The organism is Williamsia sp. (genome assembly GCF_016462415.1).
In the GTDB taxonomy this organism is placed as follows: Bacteria; Actinomycetota; Actinomycetes; order Mycobacteriales; family Mycobacteriaceae; genus Williamsia_A.
The window spans coordinates 14397-36484 of sequence record NZ_JAEMTF010000043.1 but is presented as its reverse complement, the minus strand read 5'-3'; the positions used below and the strand labels follow the sequence as shown (position 1 = coordinate 36484).

The 22088-nt window shown below is 65.2% G+C and carries 21 protein-coding genes; 13 read left to right on the top strand and 8 right to left on the bottom strand.

Features of this window, described 5'->3' with window-relative positions:
• Positions 1 to 411: 411 nt before the first annotated feature.
• Positions 412 to 1317 (top strand): helix-turn-helix transcriptional regulator, encoded by a 906-nt coding sequence (locus JHC79_RS12385; RefSeq protein ID WP_366782699.1) that lies wholly within the window; start codon positions 412 to 414, stop codon positions 1315 to 1317.
• Here JHC79_RS12385 and JHC79_RS12380 read toward each other — a convergent pair.
• From JHC79_RS12380 to JHC79_RS12360, 5 genes are all read right to left on the bottom strand, one after another.
• Complete coding sequence (locus JHC79_RS12380; protein ID WP_296391152.1) at positions 1314 to 2042, bottom strand: HAD-IB family hydrolase; 729 nt, start codon at positions 2040 to 2042, stop codon at positions 1314 to 1316. The two genes, JHC79_RS12385 and JHC79_RS12380, sit on opposite strands and share 4 nt — an antisense overlap.
• The gene (locus JHC79_RS12375) at positions 2039 to 3478 is read right to left on the bottom strand and encodes an MFS transporter (RefSeq protein ID WP_296391150.1); all 1440 of its coding nucleotides are present in this window, start codon (positions 3476 to 3478) and stop codon (positions 2039 to 2041) included. The genes JHC79_RS12380 and JHC79_RS12375 overlap by 4 nt, the downstream gene beginning before the upstream one ends.
• 62 nt (positions 3479 to 3540) lie before the next feature.
• Positions 3541 to 4374, bottom strand: coding sequence for an SDR family oxidoreductase (locus tag JHC79_RS12370; protein WP_296391148.1), 834 nt, complete (start codon positions 4372 to 4374; stop codon positions 3541 to 3543).
• The gene (locus tag JHC79_RS12365; protein ID WP_296391146.1) at positions 4371 to 5987 is read right to left on the bottom strand and encodes an FAD-dependent monooxygenase; all 1617 of its coding nucleotides are present in this window, start codon (positions 5985 to 5987) and stop codon (positions 4371 to 4373) included. Before JHC79_RS12365 ends, JHC79_RS12370 begins: the two co-directional genes overlap by 4 nt.
• 1 nt (position 5988) lies before the next feature.
• Positions 5989 to 6993 carry a hypothetical protein gene (locus JHC79_RS12360; protein WP_296391144.1) on the bottom strand — a complete coding sequence of 335 codons (1005 nt, stop codon included), beginning with the start codon at positions 6991 to 6993 and terminating at the stop codon, positions 5989 to 5991.
• 246 nt (positions 6994 to 7239) lie between these two features.
• Here JHC79_RS12360 and JHC79_RS12355 point away from each other — a divergent pair, with 246 nt between their 5' ends.
• The 9 genes from JHC79_RS12355 to clpB all read left to right on the top strand — a co-directional run bounded on the left by JHC79_RS12355 (position 7240) and on the right by clpB (position 17252).
• Positions 7240 to 8322 carry a ScbA/BarX family gamma-butyrolactone biosynthesis protein gene (locus tag JHC79_RS12355; RefSeq protein ID WP_296391142.1) on the top strand — a complete coding sequence of 361 codons (1083 nt, stop codon included), beginning with the start codon at positions 7240 to 7242 and terminating at the stop codon, positions 8320 to 8322.
• Positions 8208 to 9395 (top strand): beta-ketoacyl-ACP synthase III, encoded by a 1188-nt coding sequence (locus tag JHC79_RS12350; RefSeq protein WP_366782695.1) that lies wholly within the window; start codon positions 8208 to 8210, stop codon positions 9393 to 9395. The genes JHC79_RS12355 and JHC79_RS12350 overlap by 115 nt, the downstream gene beginning before the upstream one ends.
• Entirely contained in the window at positions 9385 to 9624 is a 240-nt protein-coding gene (locus JHC79_RS12345) for a phosphopantetheine-binding protein (RefSeq protein WP_296391138.1), read from the top strand. The genes JHC79_RS12350 and JHC79_RS12345 overlap by 11 nt, the downstream gene beginning before the upstream one ends.
• Positions 9621 to 10862 (top strand): beta-ketoacyl-[acyl-carrier-protein] synthase family protein, encoded by a 1242-nt coding sequence (locus JHC79_RS12340; RefSeq protein ID WP_296391136.1) that lies wholly within the window; start codon positions 9621 to 9623, stop codon positions 10860 to 10862. Before JHC79_RS12345 ends, JHC79_RS12340 begins: the two co-directional genes overlap by 4 nt.
• 16 nt (positions 10863 to 10878) lie before the next feature.
• Positions 10879 to 11823 carry an ACP S-malonyltransferase gene (locus JHC79_RS12335; RefSeq protein WP_296391134.1) on the top strand — a complete coding sequence of 315 codons (945 nt, stop codon included), beginning with the start codon at positions 10879 to 10881 and terminating at the stop codon, positions 11821 to 11823.
• On the top strand, positions 11820 to 12530 hold the full coding sequence (locus JHC79_RS12330; protein ID WP_296391132.1) for an SDR family NAD(P)-dependent oxidoreductase: 711 nt from the start codon (positions 11820 to 11822) through the stop codon (positions 12528 to 12530). The genes JHC79_RS12335 and JHC79_RS12330 overlap by 4 nt, the downstream gene beginning before the upstream one ends.
• A gap of 85 nt (positions 12531 to 12615) precedes the next feature.
• Positions 12616 to 12963 carry a carboxymuconolactone decarboxylase family protein gene (locus JHC79_RS12325; RefSeq protein ID WP_296391130.1) on the top strand — a complete coding sequence of 116 codons (348 nt, stop codon included), beginning with the start codon at positions 12616 to 12618 and terminating at the stop codon, positions 12961 to 12963.
• A gap of 5 nt (positions 12964 to 12968) precedes the next feature.
• Positions 12969 to 13970: a zinc-binding dehydrogenase gene (locus JHC79_RS12320; protein WP_296391129.1), complete on the top strand. Its 1002-nt coding sequence runs from the start codon at positions 12969 to 12971 to the stop codon at positions 13968 to 13970.
• 717 nt (positions 13971 to 14687) lie between these two features.
• Positions 14688 to 17252, top strand: coding sequence for an ATP-dependent chaperone ClpB (clpB, locus tag JHC79_RS12315; protein ID WP_296391126.1), 2565 nt, complete (start codon positions 14688 to 14690; stop codon positions 17250 to 17252).
• 51 nt (positions 17253 to 17303) lie between these two features.
• On the opposite strand, the gene JHC79_RS12310 is transcribed toward clpB, so the two are convergent.
• Positions 17304 to 17678 carry a helix-turn-helix domain-containing protein gene (locus JHC79_RS12310; protein WP_296391124.1) on the bottom strand — a complete coding sequence of 125 codons (375 nt, stop codon included), beginning with the start codon at positions 17676 to 17678 and terminating at the stop codon, positions 17304 to 17306.
• Between the two features lie 101 nt (positions 17679 to 17779).
• Between JHC79_RS12310 and JHC79_RS12305 the strand changes: the two genes are divergently transcribed.
• Positions 17780 to 18499 (top strand): SDR family oxidoreductase, encoded by a 720-nt coding sequence (locus JHC79_RS12305; RefSeq protein ID WP_296391122.1) that lies wholly within the window; start codon positions 17780 to 17782, stop codon positions 18497 to 18499.
• Positions 18496 to 19278 carry an SDR family oxidoreductase gene (locus JHC79_RS12300; protein WP_296391121.1) on the top strand — a complete coding sequence of 261 codons (783 nt, stop codon included), beginning with the start codon at positions 18496 to 18498 and terminating at the stop codon, positions 19276 to 19278. Before JHC79_RS12305 ends, JHC79_RS12300 begins: the two co-directional genes overlap by 4 nt.
• A 104-nt stretch (positions 19279 to 19382) precedes the next feature.
• Here JHC79_RS12300 and JHC79_RS12295 read toward each other — a convergent pair whose 3' ends face one another.
• Positions 19383 to 20888: an MFS transporter gene (locus JHC79_RS12295; RefSeq protein WP_296391119.1), complete on the bottom strand. Its 1506-nt coding sequence runs from the start codon at positions 20886 to 20888 to the stop codon at positions 19383 to 19385.
• A 145-nt stretch (positions 20889 to 21033) separates the two neighbouring features.
• Here JHC79_RS12295 and JHC79_RS12290 point away from each other — a divergent pair, with 145 nt between their 5' ends.
• Complete coding sequence (locus JHC79_RS12290) at positions 21034 to 21684, top strand: TetR family transcriptional regulator (RefSeq protein ID WP_296391117.1); 651 nt, start codon at positions 21034 to 21036, stop codon at positions 21682 to 21684.
• A 17-nt stretch (positions 21685 to 21701) separates the two neighbouring features.
• Here JHC79_RS12290 and JHC79_RS12285 read toward each other — a convergent pair whose 3' ends face one another.
• Positions 21702 to 22055 carry a VOC family protein gene (locus JHC79_RS12285; protein WP_296391116.1) on the bottom strand — a complete coding sequence of 118 codons (354 nt, stop codon included), beginning with the start codon at positions 22053 to 22055 and terminating at the stop codon, positions 21702 to 21704.
• Positions 22056 to 22088: the final 33 nt, after the last annotated feature.

Sequence of the window (22088 nt, the reverse complement as noted above, 5' to 3'; positions counted from 1 at the left end):
GTGCGCCGCGTCACACACCCGGAGAGTGTCATTTCCCAATGGCAGGATGTCAACCCTTCGGGAACCGGTCGGCCGGGGACTAGGTCGCGCCGTAATAACGCCGACCCAGTCGACAGTAGGGCGGCGGTTCGATGGGTAACGCTTCGGGCGGTAGGCGCACCAGGCGGCCAAGGGTGGGCGGGGAAAGTGTGCGTTCGGCGCGATGTCACGTAGCTCTGTGCTGTTCCGACACGACTGAGGCCTGACGAGTGTCGCCCACCGAGATCGGACACGGAGGAGAACGGTCCGAATGGTCATGCCGCCCGTCCGACCCGTTGCAAGAGGTGTGAACTACGCGAACGACGCAAACAGGATCAAGGACTCCCCCGCACCCCTGTACAACTTACTATGGGGACTAACTAACAATCGTCGATGCTGCGTCCTAACGGGCGCACACTGCTGCTGAACCATGACCAACGTTGCCGGGGGTATAAAACAATGCCACATCCGTTGGACGACGCCTTCGCGTCCTTTCTGAAATCGAACAGGGCGAAGATGACAGTTGCTCCGGGTGAGAGAACGAATCTCAACCGTCGAGTGCCTGGTCTTAGACGACAAGAGTTTGCCGAGCTTGCTGGCCTGAGCGTGGAGTACTACACCAAATTGGAGCAGGGCAGAGCGCTCAATCCGTCTGTGTCGGTTCTCAACGCGATTGCTGACGCATCGGATCTTGACCGCTCGACGCGGTCTTACCTGTACCGGATAGCGGTGATCGAGAGTGCAAGCGGACGGGTCGATCCGGTTAGCATCCCGACCGAATTGCATCAACTGATCCGTTCCCTCAGTGATACGCTTCCCGCTTTCGTGCTAACGCCGTGGACGGACGTCGTCGCCTCGAACGCAGTGGGGGCCAGAGCATTCGGTATCGACGGCCGCGTGGAGGTCACCAACGTGACGCGCCGTCTGTTCCTCGAGCCCGATGCGGTCGCGCTGTACGGGGACTGGGACGAGGTGGCGCGAGATCAGGTGGCCTGGCTCCGGTACGACCTTGCCCATCACCGCGACGAACCGCGACTTTCGCAACTGATCGAGCAGATGCTGGAAGCCAGCGAATTGTTCGCCAAGTTCTGGAATGAACACGAGGTCAAGCCGCGGTCGCACGGCCGCCGCGTCATTAACCATCCCGAAGTCGGTGTTCTGGATATGTTCTACACCGGCCTGCCACTTCCCGCGGACCCCCGATTGACTGTCGTCACGTGGTCGGCGCCCAAAGGAAGCCCGACCGCTGTCAAGCTCGCTGAGCTCGCCCGGTCAGCCGCCGAACAGACCGCCGTCTAAATACTCGCCGCCGGACCTGCAATCTGGGTAGCAGGCACGAGAGCCGGCCGGGCGGTGGAGATACCGTCTAGCGCCTGCCACCCGCCGATCCTCGCTGCAGTGTGCAGCGCCGGATCGGAGCCGACCACGAACGGCCGTCCCACCGACCGCAACAGGTCGATGTCTGAGGCGTGGTCTCCGTATGCCCAACAGTGCTCCGCTGCCACGTCACGCGATGCGATGAGTCGACGTGCGATCCGCCCCTTGTCAGGTCCGATCACAACCGACGACACGGCGCCGGTGTATCGATCGTCGTCGACCGTGGGAACCGTTCCGAACCATTCATCAGCTCCTACATGCCGTCCGATTGGATCGAGGCAGGCCGAGAACGATCCAGAAACCAACACCGTCGGCGTGCCCTGTGCCTGGTGCACAGCCAGCCGCTGTGCGACCGGCGGGTGGAAGAGGTGCCCCAAGCGCATTTCGGCGTTGAACCATGCCTGCCCTATGTCGGCTATGTCCTGACGATTCCACCCGGCAAGGTTTTCGTAAAACAACGCGTTCGTCTCACGGCGCGGAACGCCCCGGTGTGCAGCGTCGGTCAGACGCCGGATCGCGGCCGCATAGACGGCGGGCGGTCTGCCAACCGCTGCCATAAAGAATTCGAGGAAGCGGAACATGCTTTTGGTGGTGATGAGTGTCTCGTCGACGTCGAAGAATGCGATGCCGCGTGGCGGTGTCGTCACGAGACCCGGGTCGTGTCGTCGGCCCGCCCGGCGTTGGCCGGCTCGCTGCGGTGAGGTTTTTCGTCCGAACGGCTTCGCCGTGACAACCCGCCCAACAGGACGGCAACCGCGAGGATTACTGCGGCCGTCACCACGGCACCGTGCAGGCCTGCGACACGGTCGCTTGCGCCTGCAAGGGCGCCGAGTACCGCCACACCCAATACGCTTCCGGTTTGGCGTCCGGCGTTGAGTAACCCGCTCGCGATCCCTGCGTATTGAGGTGGCGCCGCATTGATGACCAACGTGATCTGGGGCCCGACCGTCAGACCCACGCCGCATCCCAGCAAGAACAGAGAGATCGAAAGCATGAGCGGGCTGCTCGAGGAACCGACAGCCAGCAGGGAGAGGGCGCCCACCGCGGCTGTCGCCAGGCCTGTGATCACCACACGTTGCGGGCCCCACCGGTTGGCTAGGCGTCCGGCGATCACCGGCAGCAAAAAGATCGGCAGCGCAGAGGGCAAGAACTGTAGACCGGTGGCGAAGGCGCTCAAATGGTGAACCTGCTGCAGGTAGAGACTGAGCGCGAACACCAGTCCGTAATAGGCGCCAAAGAGCAACAGGCCGACCACAACGTACGCCGACAGTCCAGGGGCACCGAGGAGTTTGGCCGGGAGCAACGGCGAACGCGCCGACCGCTCGCGAAGGACGAGCGCGATGGTGAACACGATTGCCGACACCGCCGCGGTGATGGGTACGACCGACGTGATGCCTTTCTCGCCGGCCTCGATCAGTGCGCCGGTGACCGAGATGAGGGCGAGGACGGCGAGCACTTGGCCGGCAACATCGGTGCCACGGTCTGCACGGAGAGCAGGGCGGGGTAGCCCGCCCCGGCTGGCCAGCAGCAAGGTCACCGTGCCGACCGGGATGTTGAGAAAGAAGATGCTGCGCCAGCCGATGGTCGAGACCAGCAACCCGCCAAGTACCGGCCCGAATGCCTGTGGGCTGCCGGCCACCGTCGTAAACAGTGCCACCGCACGCGCTTTCGACGCAGGCTCGGGATAGGCCTGAGTCAACAGGGCCATGGCCGCCGGCATGAGGAGCGCGGCGGCGACCCCCTGGACGAGCCGGGCGGAGATCAGCACCATGCTGTCGGGTGCGAAACCACACAACACTGATGCGATCGTGAACAGGGCGACGCCGACCCGGAACATCCGAGCTGCACCGAGGCGGTCGACCATCGCTCCACCGGAGAGGAGTAGCGCGGCGAGAACCATAATGTAGCCGTCGACGACCCATTGCAGGGTGCTCAGGTCGCTGCCGAAATCGTCTCTGATGGCGGGCAATGCGACGTTGACGATGGTCGTGTCGACGATCACCATCGCGAATCCAATGCACACCACCGTCAGGGTCAGGCTTTGGTTGACGTCCGTCGACTCGGGGGTAGTCCGTTGTGTCATGTCGTGTCCTCAGTCGTTAGGGGAGTGCGCGGTGGGCTCTGAACGTGGGGCCAGAGTGCGCTTCAGCCCGGCCACTTGTTGAGAAGTCCTCCGTCTACGCGCAAAGATGTACCGGAGATGTATCGAGCCTCGTCGGAGGCGAGGAACGCGGTCGCCGCTGCGATGTCGTCGCAACCCACCCACCCGATTGGCAACTCGTGCCATCGGCGCGCTGCGTCGGCGACCTGCGCACGGTCGGGCGACTCTTCGTCAGGTAGGAGCAGCGCGTAGGTCTCCGGGTTGTGGAACATGACGGTGTCGATGTTGGTGGGTACTATTCCGTTGACCCGGATCCCGCGTGGACCCAGCTCGGCAGCCAGTGAGCGCATCAAACCGAGGACGCCGTGTTTGCTTGCGGCGTAATGGCTTGCGGTACCTACTCCTCGCGCTTCGGTCGTCGAACCCATGACAATAACTGCGCCGCCGGGGCCCTGCCGGAGGACATGGGGCACCGCGGCGCGCAGTACGTGCCATGTGCCGAAAATGTTCGTTTCCATGGTGTTTCGGAAAATCTCCGGTTCGATCTCCCACATCGGGGCGTTACCGCCATTGACGCCCGCAGTGGCGCAGACGATGTCGATCCTGCCCAGCGAGTCCGCCGCGGCATCGATCGCCCCTTGGGTTGCCGACAGATCGCGAACGTCGGCGGCGTGGACGCTAACCGAACCACCGCGGGCGGAGATGGCGTCCACCGTTTCGTCTGCGGTCCCGGTCTGGACCACAAGAGCTAAATCGGCACCCTCCGCGGCGAGTCGGATGGCTTGCGCCTGGCCGGTTCCACGGTCGGCGCCGGTGACCAATGCGGCCTTGCCCGCGAATCGACGGGCAACGGGGGTGGATGCGGGCTCGGTGCTCATAGTGAGACCTCGGCTGGCTCAATGTTGTCGACCCGTTGTGCGGTGCCCTCATAGGCAGTTCCCACTCCAGCGAGGGCCAGCATCTGACGAACCTGTGCTGTGTCGGGATCACGACACAGATCGTGCACATGTCCGTCGGGGCGCAAGAGAAGCGCGCACCGTTCCGCTGGCAGCAGACGCGTGAACGCCGGCCACCCCGACAGATCGGCCACCGGGATCGTTGGGTCGAGGGCATCGGTTATGGCGGTGCAGGTCCGTTGCCATTCCACGTCGCGAGTGCCCCCGGACCATAGAGCCACGGTGAGTCGGTCGGCAGCGATGATGGGCCACCCATCGCCGGTCGAGATCGCCTGGGAGAACACCGGAAGCCGTTCGCCTGGGCGCACCGAGCGCGGCCACCACCGGATGTCGGCACGAGCGGATTCCCCACTGGACGCGTAATTGGTGGTCAGCTGACTCATCAGTGGCGTCACAACTCGTTGCAAGGTCCCCGTGCGCTCTGCACCGCGCACCAGAAGGTCTCGAACCGCTACACGAGCGGGGCGACGAATCAAGCCCCAGCTCGTCTGCTTCGCAGTTATCGAGGACACCCGTTCTGCGGAATGGCGGCGCTCGTGATCGTAGGTGTCAAGGATCGTCGCCGATAGCGTTCCGGCCCGAACGCCTGCGAGCTTCCAGGCCAAGTTCACTGCGTCTTGAAAGCCGGTGTTCATGCCCTGCGAGCCGGCGGCGCTGAAGATGTGTGCGGCGTCGCCGATCAAGAAGCATCGGCCCGACCGGAACTGCGCCGCAGTCCGGCGCCGTGCCCGAAACACTGTGGTCCACTGCAGCTCGCCGACGCGCGCATCGAAAGGGACGACGCGATCGAGGTTCTCCTGAAAGAGTTCTCGTGGTGGAGTGTCGTCGTCGTTCCATACCGGGACCGCGCATGCGAGTCGAAAGATCCCGTCCCCGAACGGTGCCAGTCCCATGGCTCCGCCGTCGCGGTAGCAGTACAGCATCTCGTGCTCGGGCAACGACGCCTCGAGTGGGCCATCGCAGATGGCGAACAGCACGTCCTGGCCGGTTCCGGCGAACTGGATGTTCAGCAGCTCGCGCACTGTGCTGCGTGACCCGTCGGCGCCGATGAGCCAATCCGGTTCTACGTGCTCGATGGTGCCATCGCCGGACCGCAGCAAGGTGGCAACGGGCCGGGCGCCGGTGTTATCTAGTCCGATCAGGGCCACGTTCGACTCGATGTGCCCACCGAGTTCCACAACCCGCCGACGGATGATCTCCTCGGTCCGATGCTGTGGATTGCACAGCCCGAAGGGGTACGGAGTGTCGTTCAGCTTGCTCATCTTCAGCACGCCCAGGCGTCGATCGCCCGAGTAGTACGACACCGAATCCAGATGCGCGCCGGAGTCCGCCAGTTCGTCGGCAACACCGATACGCCGCAGTAGCTCCAGGCTGCGCGGCCAGGTGATGACAGCGCGTGAGTGGACCGCCGAACTGGATCCGCGCTCGATGAGGCGAACGGAGAAGCCTTGCTGTAACAGCTCGCACGCCATGACGAGGCCGACAGGGCCGGCGCCGACGATCAGGACATCCTTCTCGATGCAATGAGGTGTCATGTCAGCTCTTTCTCTTATCGGTGGTTGTCGGTGACGGTTTGCGGATGACTGCAGCGGTCCAACTGAACCCGCCGCCGGCGGACAGCACGACCGCCATCTGTCCAGGTGGACATAGCGAATCGTCCTCGAGTAGCGCCATATTGGCGATCAGATCGCCAGCGCCGAGGTGTCCGGTCGCCGCGCCGACGTCGCGTACCGGGGCGCGGGTCACCTGGGCGACGGCTGGCCGGTATGCGGCCGTGAGTGCCTTGCTTCCCAACCTGGGCAGAACGACCGATGCGAGTTGAGGGTCGTTTGGAGATAGACCGGCGGCGGTGAAAGCGGTGGTCAGCAGCGCTGGGATTCGATCGGCGACCGTGGCGGCGAACGCATCCTTGCCGTGCCGCGCCAGATAGGCGCGCTTCGTACGCCGGATGTCGATGACGCTGGAGATAGCCATCGGCGAATCGGTGAACTCGTCGTCGCCCCGGTGCATTTTCTCGGCGGACGAATCGGCGTCCGTCGCCACCGACAACAGATGTAAGTCGCCGTCGGCCGGTGTAGATCGGAGCAGTGCGGCAGTGGCACCGTCGCCGTACCAGAGTCCGTAATCCCCGTGCCAACGGTCGAATCCGGGTTCGCAGAACCGGTCGGCGGTAGTCATCAAGACGGTGTCACCCCGCGTCGGAGAGCGTAGGTGGTCCACGGCGAGTTCGAGTGCGATACCCGCGCCGTTGCACATTTGCGAGATACCGACCGGCATCGCGTTCAAGAGACCGAGCTCGGACGCGACATGGTGCGCCGGCGCCCAGAAATCGTGGCCTTGGTGGTAGATCCAGGCGTGTGTGTTCAGGGTGATCTGTGACGGGTCCACGCCGCTGCCGTCGACTACAGCTCGTCCGGCCCGCACCGCCATGATTGGCGGCGCCTCGACGCTCACCGGCAGCTCGCGGTAGCCCGACTCGAGGACCTCAGTCTGTGAAAGAAATCCCGAGTCCACCCGGTCTGCTGCCGATTCGGTGCTCACCGGTAGCCACGTCGTCGCACGAAGCCCGATCGGGGGTGAAGTGGCGTACATGGTCGGGCTCCTCTCGTGTCGTCGTCACCTGGCCGACGAACTCACTCTGGCCCGGATCGTCTACGTGGGCCAGGCTCGGACAAGCATGGCTCTGGGAGGGCCAGTCAGCGGCGCGGCCGCCGGGCACCATGCCTTCGCAGTACCAGGCACGGGCGGGTCTGGTTCACCGGTGCGCCGACGATGAGACTTCCTGAGGTGACCGACGTTGCTTCCCAGCACAGTCTGTCCAGTCACTTTGCGCCAACAGGTTTCTGCCCGACAGAGTCACAGGAGTCAATCCGCATGAAGCAGACGATAACGGCGCCGCGCGCCACTCTCGACGAGATCTCAACCCAACCGGTAGACCGCCGGTGGGTTCACCGTGCGGCGGTCGGTGAGGTCTTTCTCACCGACTTCGCAACCACCGGAGCTAACAGTTTTGTTGCATGCTGCCAGCTGCCACGGCGCCACCATTATTTCTCCGACCACTGCGCGGACCGTCTGGATCCGATGCTGCTGCTCGAGTGCTGCCGACAAGCGGAGACATGCTGCGCACACCTGGCGTTCGAGGTTCCGATCGACCACAAGTTCATCCTCAACCACTGGGACCTTGATGTGGTAGCGCCTTCGGTAGGCGATGGCCGATGTCCTCGAGAGTTGCGAATCACCATCACTGCCGAGTGCATCCGTGATCGGGGTGCTGCCCGTGGGTATGCGTACTCGATGGCTCTGGAGGTCGACGATTTCCTCGTCGGCACCGTTCGGATGACCGCCACCTACCTGAGCCCGGATTCCTATGCCGCGCTGCGCCGTATGCGTCGTATCGGGGATCCACCGACCTCGGATCGTCTCGACTTCACGCCGATGCGACCGCCGGTGGGTGTCGGTCGTCGGGACCCGAACAACATCATGATCCACAACTTGGCCCCACACAGAGATGGCGGCATGCAGGCGACGTTGTCGGCGGCGGTGAATCACCCGTCGATCTTCGACCACTCTCTCGATCACGTGCCGGGACTGGGTGTGACCGAGGCGGCTAAACAACTCGCCCTGGCGACCACTGGCGGCTCATCCGTCAACGGATTGACTGCAGAGTTTCGACGCTTCTTGGAGCTCGACGAGCCGGCCACGATGATTGCTCGCAGGGTGTCCGCCGAGGGCTTGGTGGAGATAGAGGTAGTGCAGTGCGAGTCGTCGGCCGCGGTGTTCGAGGTCGAGGTCGAACACGAGCCGGCGACGCCTTTCGCCAAGGCGTTTGGAGCACGCACCGCCGCAGATCCGGAACGGGTGCGCTCGTGAGTCGCGGGCCGGAAACCGGCCGTCGCCGCTCGTCGGTAATTGCCGGCGTCGGCGCCAGTGTGCCCTCGGCGATGCTCACCAATAACGACCTGGCCACATGGTTGGAGACCGACGATCAATGGATTCGCAGCCGCACGGGCGTCGTGGAGCGACGGATCTCGGCACCCGAGCGGGCCACGTCGGATCTCGCTGTGGAAGCCGGCGCCCAGGCACTGGAATCGGCTGGCACGGCAGACGTCGACGTGGTCGTCCTTGCGACCACGACTCCCGATCGTCCGTGCCCCGCAACTGCGCCCGAGGTCGCCGCGGCGTTGGGACTCGGAACGGTGCCGGCTTTCGATTTAGCCGCCGTCTGCAGCGGCTTTCTATACGCCCTGTCCGTGGCGGCCGGGTACATCGAGAGCGGTCGCGCGCACACGGTTCTCGTCATCGCCGCTGACACGTTCTCTACGATCCTCGACCGAGACGACCGGGCCACGATGTCGGTGTTCGGTGACGGTGCCGGCGCTGTGCTTCTCCGAGCTGGCTTCTCGAACGAACCCGGTGCAGTGGGACACGTCGATCTAGGCAGTGACGGTTCGCTACGGGATCTGATCACCGTTCCGGCGGGTGGTTCGAGGCAACGAGGGCTCGGGGTCGCTGCCGCTGAAGACGACATGTACTTCCGAATGGAGGGCCGCACGGTCTTCATGCACGCGGTCGAACGTATGACTTCATCGGCGCAGTCGGTGCTGGCGCGCGGTGGGCTCACGGTCGCCGACATCGACCGTTTCGTCGGCCATCAGGCCAACATCCGCATCCTGCGCGCGGTCGCCCTTCAGCTCGGTCTCGACGTCGATCGAGTGGTGGTGAACCTCGACCAGGTCGGAAACACCGCCGCTGCGTCGATCCCGCTCGCCCTGCGAGACGGGCATGCTCGCGGCGAGATCCGCGCGGGTGAACGCGTTCTGCTCAGCGCGTTCGGGGGCGGGGCGACGTGGGGTTCCACAATTTTGATCTGGCCCGAACTTCCTCCCCAACAGGGTGAGGCGGCAGTAACGAAATCCGACAGAGGAGACAGCAATGGCATTTGACATCCGTACCCGAGTGGTCGAGGTCCTAGTCGACGATTTCGGCGTCCCGCGTGACGAGATCTCCTTCACAGCGCCCTACGATCAACTGAGCTTCGACTCGCTGATGCTTCTCGAACTCGCTCTCATCCTCAAGGCTGAATCGGGTGTCGCCCTTTCCGAGAAAGAGATCGGCGACGCGGCCACGCTCGACGGCTTCGTCGATGTGTTCCTACAGAGGAGCGCGGCGTGATCGCGCGCCCTGGCGGGCTGGTCAGGGACGTCGCGGTGACCGGATTGGGATTGATCACGCCAGCGGGCATCGGCGTGGATGCGAACTGGGCGACTCTATGCGCGGCGCGGTCGACGGCGACTGCGGATCCTGCTCTGGAGGGGCGCAGTGTCAACTTTTCCTGCCGTGCCCTCGATTTTGACGCTGACGGGGTGCTGGGGCGTCGCGTCGCCTGGCGGCTGGACCGATTTAGTCAGCTGGCGGTGGCAGCGGCACGGCAGGCGGTGGCCGACGCCGGCCTCGACTCGTCGTCATGGGACGGTGCGCGTGTCGCCGTCGTCGTGGGTAATTCCCTCGGCGGGTCTCAGACCTGGGAGAAACAGCACCAGGTGATGATGCGATCGGGTATCGATGCCGTGTCGGCGCTGACTGTGCCGATGGCCATGCTGAACATGGTGGCCGGAGCGGTGAGCATCGATCTCGGTGCGCACGGGCCGAGTTTGGTCGCAGCAACCGCATGCGCGTCCGGCGCGAGCGCCATTGGCATCGCGCGTGACTTGCTCCTCGCCGATTCGGCCGACGTCGTGATAGCGGGTGGCGCAGAATCGGCGATCAGCCCGTTCATTATGGGCAGCCTCGACCGTCTCGGTGGATTGTCTCGACGCAGTCTCGATCCGTCGACCGCATCGCGCCCGTTCGACCGCGATCGTGACGGGTTTGTGGCCGGCGAGGGTGCGGGGATTCTGGTCTTGGAACGGCCCGACGATGCCCGTGCCCGACGTGCGAGGGTGCGTGCGCGCGTCCAGGGTTTCGCCGCATCGTGCGACGCCTATCACCCCACTGCTCCCGATCCGACGGGATCTGCCGCCGTCTCTGCGATTCGGTTGGCTCTGCAGGATGCTCACGTTCAGCCGAATGATGTCGATCACATCAATGCGCACGGCACGTCGACGCCGCTTAATGACGTGACCGAGGCCCGGGCAATCCGTGCCGTCTATGGAGACCGCCCCATCGTCACATCCACCAAAGGCGTCACCGGGCACACTCTTGGTGCCGCCGGTGCCATCGAGGCGGCGTACACGATTTTGGCTGTCCAGTCCGATGAGATTCCCCCGACTGCCAACCTCGACACCGTGGACCCGGCGGTGGATCTCGACATCGTCCACACATCGCCGCGCAGGGCGGCGGTCGAGGTGGCGACCAGCCACTCATTCGGCTTCGGCGGGCACAACGCCGTCGTCGTCCTCACCGCAGCGTGACCAGATTGGACGAGATATGACAATCGGACTGATCTTCCCTGGGCAGGGTTCGCAGAGCGCAGGAATGGGTGAGCCGTGGCGCCGAACAGAGTCCTTCGAGTTGGCGCACACTGCGGGGCAGCTGCTTGGCGTCGATGTCGAACGTCTGCTGCTGTCGTGTGACGACGACGAGCTGCGTGCGCCGTTCGCTGCTCAAGTGGCCACGTTCGTGCTCAGCTGTATTGCACTCGATCATCTCCGCGCGCGGGCTGCGAACTCGGGACGCAATATTGTTCCCGCAGCCGTCGCGGGTCACAGCCTTGGCGAATATTCCGCGTTGGTGGCCGCAGGTGCCCTGACTTTCGAGGCCGGTGTGATGCTCGTCGCAGAGCGCGGCGCCGCGATGGCCAGCGCTGCGCAGGACCGGCTGGGTGTAATGGCCGCCTCGGTTGGTCTGGACGCCGCAACGGTCGCAGCGATCTGTGATCGGCATGGCGATTGTTGGCCCGCCAACGAGAACTCGGCAGACCAGATCGTCATTTCCGGGACTGAGGCGGCGGTCGCTAACGTCGAGATCGATCTCAGGGACGCGGGCGCCCGGCTCGTACGGCGGCTGTTGGTGGGCGGGGCTTACCATTCGCCGTTGATGGCTCCTGCCGCAACAAGACTCGGCCGTGCTCTTGATTTGGCACCGTTCGACGACGCCCAGTGTTCTGTGGTCTGCAACGTCGATGCTGCGCCACACACTGCCGCGACCGAGATCGTCGAGCTGCTTGGCCGCCAGCTCACCGGCCGGGTGCGCTGGTTGGAATGCCAGCAGACGCTGTTCCGACTCGGCATCACGGAAGTAGTCGAGGTGGGGCCAGGAAAGGTGCTGACCAACCTGGCCCGCAGATCCCTGCCAGGTGTGGGCGCGCATCGATGCGCCACACCGCAACACGTCGACGAGTTCCTCGCGCGAACAGATCGGCGGGTGGCATGAGTGCGCGCGCTGTCGTAGTCACGGGAGGAACGCGCGGTATCGGGCTGGCGGTTGCCCAGCAATTCCTCGACCAGGGCGACAATGTGACTGTCACATCCCGCTCTGCATCCGATGTGGTAGGCGCCCTCTCGCTGCAGTGCGACATCGCCAACGACGGTGACGTTGATCGAGCGTTCGACATCGCGGAGCGCGAGCACGGGAGCACCGAGGTCCTGGTGGCGAACGCGGGCAGTGCGCACGACGGACTCGTACTGGGAACGGACACTGAGGCGTTCGATGCTCAACTGCAGGTCAACCTAACCGGCACCTATCGCGTGGTGCGACGCGCGGCTACCTCGATGCTGCGGGCGCGGCGAGGCGGACGGATTGTTCTCGTGTCGAGCGTGATCGGCTTCACCGGTGCGCGGGGCCAGAGCGCTTACTCGGCATCCAAAGCCGGGTTGACCGGACTGGCCCGATCGCTGGCGCACGAGGTGGCCAGCCGCGGCATCACGGTAAACGTCGTGGCGCCGGGATTTGTTGACACCGACATGACGGCGTCGCTGTCGGAAGCCCGGCGATCTGACGTAATGAGGGCAACACCGGTGGGTCGCCTCGCGACACCCAATGAAATCGCCTCTGCAATTCACTTTCTTGCCAGCCCGGAGGCGGGTTACGTGACCGGTGCGGTGCTACCGGTCGACGGCGGATTCGGCATGGGTCTTTGATCGGCGACGCTTCGCGTCGCCGTCCAACAACGTCAGAAACGGAGTGCACGACATGACTGATCGAACAACTCGAGGACTTGAACTGATGAACCGGATCCTCGGCGAGGACAGGGCCCGCGCCACCCGCGCGAGCTTCGACGAGATCAGCAGTGATTTCGGTGAGTACGTAGTGCAAGCCGGCTTCGCCGATGTCTACGGTCGCGAGGGGATCACCCTCGCGCAGCGGCAGATGATTAACGTCGCGGTACTGACAGCGATCGGAGGGGCAGAACGTCAACTCGCCACACACATCAACGGCGCGCTCAACGTCGGACTCACACCAACCGAGATCGTCGAGACCATTTTCCATGTCGCCCTCTACGCCGGTCATCCACGAGCGGTCAGTGCGCTGTGGATCGCCCGCGATGTGTTCACCGACGCGGAAATCCTCTGAATCCGATGGCAGATTCGAAGACAATGTGCGCCGTAACGATCGAACGTTTCGGCGGCCCCGAGGTGCTATCGGTATCCGATGTCGCGATCCCGCGACCGGGCCCCGGTGAGGTGACCATCGATGTCGCCTATGCCGGTGTCAACTTTGCCGAGGTGATGTACCGACGTGGGGCGATCGGCGTCGCACTACCGTTCACCCCCGGGATCGAGGTGTCTGGTCACGTGCGGGAAATCGGTCCGGGGGATACCGAGTTTGCCGTGGGTGACGCGGTGGTCGCCCTGACCATTACCGACTCGGGCGGGTACGCCGAGGTAGTTTGTGTCAATTCGCAACTCGTGGCTGCGATCCCGGGCGATGATCTCGATGCGCAGCGGCTGCAGATCTACGCGGCGATGCCATCGAACACGGTGACCGCGGTCCTACTTACCGAACACGTCGCACGGACGAGACCGGGTGATGCGGTACTGGTCCATGCCGCTGCAGGTGGATTCGGTACCCAGTTCGGGCAGGTCGCTCGAATGGCGGGCATCAAATCGGTGACCGGAACTGTGGGTACCAAGGCGAAGTCGAGGAGCGCACTCGAGCACGGATACACCCGAGTGGTTGTGCGCGCCAATTCTCAAGCGGACCTCGGTGACGCAGAATTCGACGTCATCATCGACCCCGTCGGCGGCGCCAATAGGACTCGCGACCTAGAACGACTCGCGCCGGGAGGACGATTGATCGCAATGGGCAACGCATCCGGCGGCGAAGACTCGAAGCTCAGTGCCAACACCTTATGGTTCGCTAGCGCGGGGATCATCGGCCACAGCACGCTGGCATTCGCCCGTCGGCGACCGCGACTGGTCAAGCAAGCACTTGACAAGGCGGTTGCTCATGTCGCTGCGAAAGACATTACGGTGCCGATCCATTCGCTGTACGACCTCGACGACGCTGCCTCGGCGCAGCGCGTCCTCGAGGCGGGTGGGACTACGGGAAAGATAGTTCTGGCCGTGAGGCGCAGCTAGCACATCCGGTGTAGTCCAAGCCGCAGGTGACGACACCGGGCCGCACAATGACCTTGCAAGCGCGCGAAACGCCAGGCGGTTTCGACAGGAGTTCCGACTTCGCGCGAAGCGTCCTGTCTTTCAGTCCTCCTGCGGCGGAGTCCGGGCCATTAAGCCGTGTCTGGCTGCTCGGATTTGCCGGGGGTTACCGGCGTTTGCCGAACTCAAGACGGCCCTGGTGAGCTCGGAGTGACCGGTCAAAAGCTCATAGTGGTGGCGGGGTCGGCGGAAGGCGTGGGTGGTGCGTGATCGCCAGTCATCCAAGGGCGTGGCCGGTGACCCAGGACGACACGATGCGCGCGCGATCCTACTGAGCTTAGGGCGAACTTCGGACCGGCGTGACCGCTGGGAACATTGCCGCGCCGAGCGATCCCCGACCGTTGCTGACGATCAGGAGGCAGCCGCACTCTGGCGAACATCCCGACCCCCGCCTTGTGTAGCGCCGCAGCGCAGGACTTGTTATTCGTGGTGCCGATGTGGCGATCTTGGTCGACAGTCAGGACTCCCGGGCTACAAGTCCGGAGTCTCCGCGATCGCGGCAGTGCGGGTGGTCGTGATTGCGGGGAACGTGCCGCATCCGCATACTTGAGTGGAACAGACTCAAGTTCTTGTGCGTTGTAGGACTCGATGGGTCATTCGACCCGAGACACTTCACGCAAGACCTAGGAAGGTGAGCACATGACCACTCCCAACTCCGGCGGGTTCAACCCGACGACGAAGACGCAGGCCGCACTGTCGGCCGCGGTGCAGTCGGCGACCGCCGCCGGCAATCCCGACGTCCGACCGGCCCATGTGCTGGTCGAGTTGCTCGATCAACCCGAGGGCATCGCATCGCCGCTGCTCAAGGCCGTCGGCGTCGACCCGGTCGCGGTCAAGGCGCAGGCCAAGAACCTGGTGTCCCGGATGCCGACCGCATCCGGTGCCAGCTCCGCACCGCAGCTCACCCGCGAGACGATCGCGGCGATCACCGCCGCCCAGCAGCTCGCCGGGGAGCTCGACGACGAGTATGTCTCCACCGAACACCTCGTGGTCGGTCTGGCCACCGGTGACTCCGAGGTGGCAAAGCTGCTGCACGACGTCGGCGCCACCCCGCAGGCCCTGCGCGAGGCGTTCGTGGCCGTCCGCGGCAGCGCACGTGTCACCTCGCCGGACCCGGAATCGACCTACCAGGCGCTGGAGAAGTACTCCACCGACCTCACCGCGCAGGCCCGCGAGGGCAAGCTCGACCCGGTCATCGGTCGCGACACCGAGATCCGTCGCGTCGTGCAGGTGCTGAGCCGACGAACCAAGAACAACCCGGTGCTCATCGGCGAACCCGGCGTCGGCAAGACCGCCATCGTCGAGGGTCTCGCCCAGCGCATCATCGCCGGCGACGTGCCGGAGAGCCTGCGCGACAAGACCGTCGTCAGCCTCGACATGTCGTCGATGGTCGCCGGCGCGAAGTACCGCGGCGAGTTCGAGGAGCGGCTCAAGGCCGTCCTCGACGACATCAAGGGCTCGGCCGGACAGGTCATCACCTTCATCGACGAGCTGCACACCATCGTGGGCGCCGGCGCCACCGGCGACTCCGCGATGGACGCGGGCAACATGATCAAGCCGATGCTCGCGCGTGGTGAGCTGCGGCTGGTCGGTGCCACCACGCTCGAGGAGTACCGCAAATACATCGAGAAGGACGCTGCGCTGGAACGTCGTTTCCAGCAGGTCTACGTCGGCGAGCCCTCGGTCGAGGACGCGGTCGGCATCCTGCGTGGACTCAAGGAGCGCTACGAGGTGCACCACGGTGTCCGCATCACCGACTCCGCGCTCGTCGCCGCGGCGACGCTCAGTGACCGCTACATCACGTCGCGGTTCCTGCCGGACAAGGCCATCGACCTCGTCGACGAGGCCGCGTCGCGTCTGCGCATGGAGATCGACTCGCGCCCCGTCGAGATCGACGAGGTCGAACGCATCGTGCGTCGGCTCGAGGTCGAGGAGGTCGCGCTCGACAAGGAGACCGACGAGGCGTCGAAGCAGCGTCTGGAGAAGCTGCGGCGCGAACTCGCCGATCAGCGCGAGAAGCTCAACGAGCTCTCGGCGCGCTGGCAGGGCGAGAAGCAGGCGATCGACGGTGTCCGTGACCTGAAGGAGAAGCTGGAGACGCTGCGCGGTGAATCCGACCGCGCCGAGCGCGACGGTGATCTCGGACGTGCCGCCGAACTCCGGTACGGCCAGATCCCGGTGCTGGAGAAAGAACTCGCGATCGCGGCCGACAAGGGCGCGCCCGCAGGTGATTCGGTCATGCTCAAGGAGGAGGTCGGTCCCGACGACGTCGCCGAGGTCGTCTCCGCGTGGACCGGTATCCCCGCCGGGCGCATGCTCGAGGGTGAGGTCACCAAGCTCCTGCGCATGGAGGACGAGATCGGTGCCCGCGTCGTCGGACAGCGTGAGGCGGTCGAGGCCGTCTCCGACGCGGTCCGGCGGTCACGGGCCGGTGTCGCCGACCCGAACCGGCCGCTGGGTTCGTTCATGTTTCTCGGGCCGACCGGTGTCGGCAAGACCGAGCTGGCGAAGGCGTTGGCGGAGTTCCTGTTCGACGACGAGCACGCCATGGTGCGCATCGACATGAGCGAGTACGGCGAGAAGCACAGCGTCGCACGGCTCGTCGGTGCCCCTCCGGGCTACGTCGGGTACGAGTCGGGCGGCCAGCTCACCGAGGCGGTGCGTCGTCGGCCGTACACGGTGGTGCTCTTCGACGAGATCGAGAAGGCGCACCCCGACGTGTTCGACATCCTGCTGCAGGTGCTCGACGAAGGACGCCTCACCGACGGTCAGGGTCGGACGGTGGACTTCCGCAACACGATCCTGATCCTCACGTCCAACCTGGGAGCAGGCGGGACCAAGGACCAGGTGATGACGGCGGTCCGCTCGGCCTTCAAACCCGAGTTCATCAACCGGCTCGACGACGTGGTCATCTTCGACGCGCTGAACGAGTCCGAACTCGAGTCGATCGTCGAGATCCAGATCGGGTCGCTGGCCGCACGTCTGGCCCAGCGCCGACTGCAGCTCGAGGTGTCGGCGAACGCCAAGAAGTGGCTCGCCGCACGCGGTTTCGACCCGCTCTACGGCGCGCGGCCACTGCGACGGCTGGTGCAGAAGTCGATCGGCGATCAGCTGGCACGTGGGTTGCTGGCCGGCGACATCCACGACGGCGACGTCGTGCCGGTCAACACCAGCGCCGACGGCGAGAGCCTGGTCCTGGGCTAGCCGGAGTCCGAGGCGATCAGACCCGCACGACACAGCGCCCGGCGCGACGTCTCATCCGACGTCGTGCCGGGTGTTCTCGTTTCGGGCGTTCGCGGCCTGCACCTCGGGGACGTGACTCTCGGCCCACTCACGCACTGCGGCCAACGGTTCGAGCAGTGAGCGGCCGAGGTCGGTCAGCGCGTATTCGACATGCGGCGGTTGACCGCCCCGGTCGATGCGGTCGACGAGGCCGTCGTGGTGCAGCGCGCGCAACGTCTCGGTCAGCACCTTCGGCGTGATGCCCTGGATGTGGTGCTTCAGCTCGCTGAACCGCATCGCTCCGTCGGCCAGTGCGGTGACGACGAACACCGTCCACCGGGCCCCGATCCGATGCAGCACGACGCGGCTCGGGCACGTCGGCGCCATCACGTTGTATGCCTTCGACATTGCGTGTCACCCCTGGTGGTGGACGGTTTCGTTGTAGATACCGGTATCAAATCCATACCGTCTCCGGTGTGAGCCTACGACGACATCGGAAGGGAACGAACATGACGAACACACTCGACGGACGCACGGTGCTGGTGGTCGGTGGCGCGAAGAATCTGGGGTTGGCGATCGCGACCCGAGCGGCCGGACTCGGCGCACGGGTGGTCATCGGAGCACGTGACCACGAGGCCGCGGTGACGGCGGCGGACGGCCTCGAGAACGCGCGCGGCATCACCATCGACATCGCCGACGAGTCGAGCATCGGCGCGGCGGCCGCCGAACTGGTAGCGGTCGACCACATCGTCGCGACCGCCGCCGCCCACCACAACGTCGCGGTGCCCGAACTCGACCACGACAAGGTGGTCACCGCCTTCGAGGCCAAGGTGATCGGCCCGCTGCTGCTGGCCAAGCACTTCGCTCCGGCGATGCCGGCGACGGGCTCGATCGTCCTGTTCTCCGGTGTCGCGGCGTGGAAGCCGTCGCCCGGCAAGTCGATCATGGGCATCACCAACGGCGCGGTGTCGTTCGCGGTGAGCCACCTCGCGAAGGAGCTCGCACCCATCCGCGTCAACGCCATCTCACCGGGCATCATCGACTCCGGGACCTGGGACGGACTACCCGACGCCGACCGCGCCGCACTGTTCGACGGCGTCGCCGGCGCCAACCCGGTCGGACGCATCGGCGCGGCCGGTGACATCGTCGATGCAGCAACCTGGTTGCTGACCGCCGGGTTCGTCAGCGGTGAGACCATCCACGTAGAGGGAGGCGCACGCAGCGCATGAGCACCATCAACACATACGCAGTCGACGACAAGGTCGTGATCATCACCGGCGCGGGGACCGGCATCGGCCGATCGATCGCGCGGGCGTTCCTGGCCAACGGCGCCACGGTCGTGGTCTCGGGTCGCCGTCGCGATCCGTTGGAGGAGACGGTCGGCGAGGCCGCCGACGGTTCCGCCCTGGTGGTCACCGGAGACGTCTCGAAGCGCGCCGACGTCGACGCACTCGTCGCGGCGACCCTGACGGAGTTCGGCCGCATCGATGTCGTCGTCAGCAACGCCGGGGTCCATGACGGTGGCGGCGACATCGTCGACATGTCCGACGACAACTGGGCGCTCCTGCGCGGGGTCAACATCGACGGATTCGTGCACGTCGCGCAGGCGACGCTGCCGGAGCTGGTGAAGACCGGCGGGAACCTCATCGCGGTGTCGTCGGTGTCCGGGATCGGCGGCGACTGGGGACAGGCGGCGTACAACGCCACCAAGCACGCGGTGAACGGGTTCGTGCGCTCGCTGGCACTGGATTACGGCGGCCGCGGCGTGCGGATCAACGCGGTCGGCCCGGCGTTCACCCTCACCGAGATGACCGAGGGGATGGGCCGCGACGAGAAGTCGTTGGCCCCGTTCGTCAATCGCATCGCGCTGGGTCGCCCCGGTGAGCCCGACGACGTCGCGCCCGCGGTCCTGTTCCTGGCGTCCGACGATGCCCGGTACATCACCGGCACGATGCTCACCGTCGACGGCGGCACGAGCGCGTCGACGGGACAACCGCACGTCGAATAGCTCCGCGGAAGCGAAACGCGAAGGGCCGCCTCGATGTCTCGAGGCGGCCCTTCGTTGTCACCGGACCGGACACCGGGATGGGGGTCCGGCGACCGAGATGGTGCTCAGGCGACGAGCAGGGGATCCGGTGACTCGTCGGCCAGATCCTGCTTGCGCATCCGGATCGTGAACAGCGCGACCACCAGGGCGACGGCCATGAAGCCCGCTCCGGAGTAGAAGGCGACGTCGTAGCTGAAGATGTTCGCCTCCTTCAGGCCCGCAGGTGTGTCGGTGTTCGGCCGACCGGCGAACACCTGCGCGACGATGGTGCTCAGCAGCGCCAGGCCGATCGAGCCGCCGATCTGCTGGGTGGTGTTGACCAGTGCACTGGCCACTCCCGAGTCGTCGGCGTCGACGCGATGCAGCGCGACCGTCTGCATCGAGACGAACACCAGTCCCATGCCCGCGGCGATCAGGATCATCGCGGGGAGAACGTTCACGAGCCAGGTGGAGTCGGTGTCGAGCTGGGCCAGGTACAGCAGGCCCGCGGTGGCCAGGGCCGATCCGCCCACCAGCAGTGCGCGCGGTCCGAAACGCGGGAGCAGCGAACTGGCCAGTCCGGCACCGATCACGATGAAGATCGGGAACGGGAGGAACAGGACGCCGGTGCGCAGCGGGGTCTCGCCGAGCGTGTTCTGGAAGTAGTAGCTCAGGAACAGGAACATCGCGAACATGGGGATGGGCACGATGAACGAGATCAGGAACGCGCCACCGCGGTTGATCTCACCCGGGATCCGCAGCGGGAGCAAAGGATTGGACACGCGCATCTCGATGGCGATGAACGCGGCGAGCAGGACGACGCCGGCGATCAGCAGCGACACCGTCGATGCTGCGCCCCAACCGGATTCGGCGGCCTTGGTGAAGCCGTAGACCAGGCTGACCAATGCGGCGGTGACCGTCACGGCGCCGGGCAGGTCGTAGCTGCCGCGTCGGGTGACGGGCTGGTCGCGGATCACCAGGATCAGTCCGCCGATGGCGGCGATCAGGGCGATCGGGGTGTTGATGAGCAGGGTCCAGCGCCACGAGAAGTACTCGGTGAGAGCGCCACCGGCGATGAGACCGATCGCCGCGCCACCACCGGAGACACCGGCGTAGACCGCGAGCGCGCGGGCACGTTCCTTCTGCTCGACGAACGTCACCGTGATCAGCGACAGTGCTGCCGGTGCGAGCATTGCCGCGAACACGCCCTGGAGTGCGCGTCCGGCGAAGAACGACGCGCCGTTCCAGGCGAGACCCGCTGCGGCGGAGGACAATGCGAAGCCGGCGAGTCCGATGAGGAACATCTTGCGTCGTCCGAGGTAGTCGGCCATGCGCCCGCCGAGGAGCAGCAGTCCGCCGAACAGCAGCGTGTAGGCGGTCAGGGCCCACTGGCGGTTGGCGTCGGAGATGCCGAGATCGGTCTGGGCGAACGGCAGCGCGATGGTGATGATGGTGGCGTCGAGGACGACCATCAGTTGCGCCAAGGCGATGATGCCCAGGGCCCACCATTTGCGATTGCCGCCGGTGGACGGGGTGTCGGGGGTCGTCGACGTTGTGTCGGCGAGAAGGTCGGTTGAGTCTCTGATTGCCACGATTCCTCGAATCTCTGGTGGGTTGGCGAGTGGCTGAGAGCAATAGTGGCAGAGTCAGACAGAAGTCGTCAAGCGCCAGAAGTCGGAAATAGACAATTGGCGCTGACTGCAGAAAAGTGCCGATACGGCGAGTATGCTTGCGTTCGTGACAGTCGTCGAGTCGGAGAACCCCCAGGCCAGAGCCGGTCTTCGGGAACGCAAGAAGCTCCAGACCAGGGCTCGGCTCATCGAGGTCGCGTTGGAACTGTGCGACAGCCAGGGATTCGATGCGACCACGGTCGAGCAGATCGCGGACGCCGCGGACATCTCACCGCGCACGTTCAACCGCTACTTCGCGACCAAGGAAGACGTCATCCTCGCGCCCATCGACGACATGGTCACCGCCGTCGCGGCCGCTCTCGACGCCGAACCGCGGACCGGCAACGAGTTCCAGGCCCTGCTCAACGCGCACACCGCGGTGATGTGTGGGAACTGCCCGGCCGCGTCGAATGTCGATCTCGATCGCTTCGAGGTGATGAACCGGATCGCTCTGTCGTCGCCGTCGGTGAGCGGTCGTGGCGCCGAGATGAGCGAGGCGAAGTTCAGTCGGCTCAGCGAGAAGATCGCCGCCCGCACCGGAGCCGACGCCGAGGACCTCTCGGTCCGCGTCGTCGTCACCGTGTGGATGTCGTTGATGCACCTGGCGATGGACCGGTTGTGCGGCCCGGACGCGATGCAGATGGGTGACGCCGACGCGCGCGCCGAGGCGCTGCAGTCCACCTACGACGCGTTTCGTGCGTCGGTCGAGAACGTCTGACCTGCCGCACTTTCCGTCTAGTACGTTTCGCGAAAGCCTCCGATGACGGTGATGGTGTTGCCGTCGGGGTCGGTGATCGCCGACAGCTGAACCCCTTTCGTCACGGTCTGGATCTCACCGGCGGTCAATCCGCGCGCTGCCAGTTCGGCGACGTGCGCGTCGATGTCGTCGACGGCGAGGTTCAGCAGGCCCGATCCGGCTCGTTCGGTGTCGACGCTGACCTGAACCCAGCCGTTGTCCACGACCTGCCATTCCACGAGACTCGGCATCGGGTTGTTGGTGGCCGGGCGGCCGAAGAGCTTCCCGTACCAGTCGTTCGCGATGTCGATGTCGCGGACGGGTACGACGGCCAGCAGGTGAGCGATTGTCATGTCGATCCTCTCATCGAGCACGGTGGCGGCGTG

What these genes read in the sequence shown, in the direction of transcription:
- JHC79_RS12320 (WP_296391129.1), top strand. Translation starts at nt 12,969, where the DNA reads ATGGCAGATTCGAAGACAATGTGCGCCGTAACGATCGAACGTTTCGGC.
- JHC79_RS12335 (WP_296391134.1), top strand. Translation starts at nt 10,879, where the DNA reads ATGACAATCGGACTGATCTTCCCTGGGCAGGGTTCGCAGAGCGCAGGA.
- JHC79_RS12305 (WP_296391122.1), top strand. Translation starts at nt 17,780, where the DNA reads ATGACGAACACACTCGACGGACGCACGGTGCTGGTGGTCGGTGGCGCG.
- clpB (WP_296391126.1), top strand. Translation starts at nt 14,688, where the DNA reads ATGACCACTCCCAACTCCGGCGGGTTCAACCCGACGACGAAGACGCAG.
- JHC79_RS12385 (WP_366782699.1), top strand. Translation starts at nt 412, where the DNA reads ATGCTGCGTCCTAACGGGCGCACACTGCTGCTGAACCATGACCAACGT.
- JHC79_RS12300 (WP_296391121.1), top strand. Translation starts at nt 18,496, where the DNA reads ATGAGCACCATCAACACATACGCAGTCGACGACAAGGTCGTGATCATC.
- JHC79_RS12375 (WP_296391150.1), bottom strand. Translation starts at nt 3,478, where the DNA reads ATGACACAACGGACTACCCCCGAGTCGACGGACGTCAACCAAAGCCTG.
- JHC79_RS12325 (WP_296391130.1), top strand. Translation starts at nt 12,616, where the DNA reads ATGAACCGGATCCTCGGCGAGGACAGGGCCCGCGCCACCCGCGCGAGC.
- JHC79_RS12365 (WP_296391146.1), bottom strand. Translation starts at nt 5,987, where the DNA reads ATGACACCTCATTGCATCGAGAAGGATGTCCTGATCGTCGGCGCCGGC.
- JHC79_RS12370 (WP_296391148.1), bottom strand. Translation starts at nt 4,374, where the DNA reads ATGAGCACCGAGCCCGCATCCACCCCCGTTGCCCGTCGATTCGCGGGC.
- JHC79_RS12330 (WP_296391132.1), top strand. Translation starts at nt 11,820, where the DNA reads ATGAGTGCGCGCGCTGTCGTAGTCACGGGAGGAACGCGCGGTATCGGG.
- JHC79_RS12310 (WP_296391124.1), bottom strand. Translation starts at nt 17,678, where the DNA reads ATGTCGAAGGCATACAACGTGATGGCGCCGACGTGCCCGAGCCGCGTC.
- JHC79_RS12345 (WP_296391138.1), top strand. Translation starts at nt 9,385, where the DNA reads ATGGCATTTGACATCCGTACCCGAGTGGTCGAGGTCCTAGTCGACGAT.
- JHC79_RS12285 (WP_296391116.1), bottom strand. Translation starts at nt 22,055, where the DNA reads ATGACAATCGCTCACCTGCTGGCCGTCGTACCCGTCCGCGACATCGAC.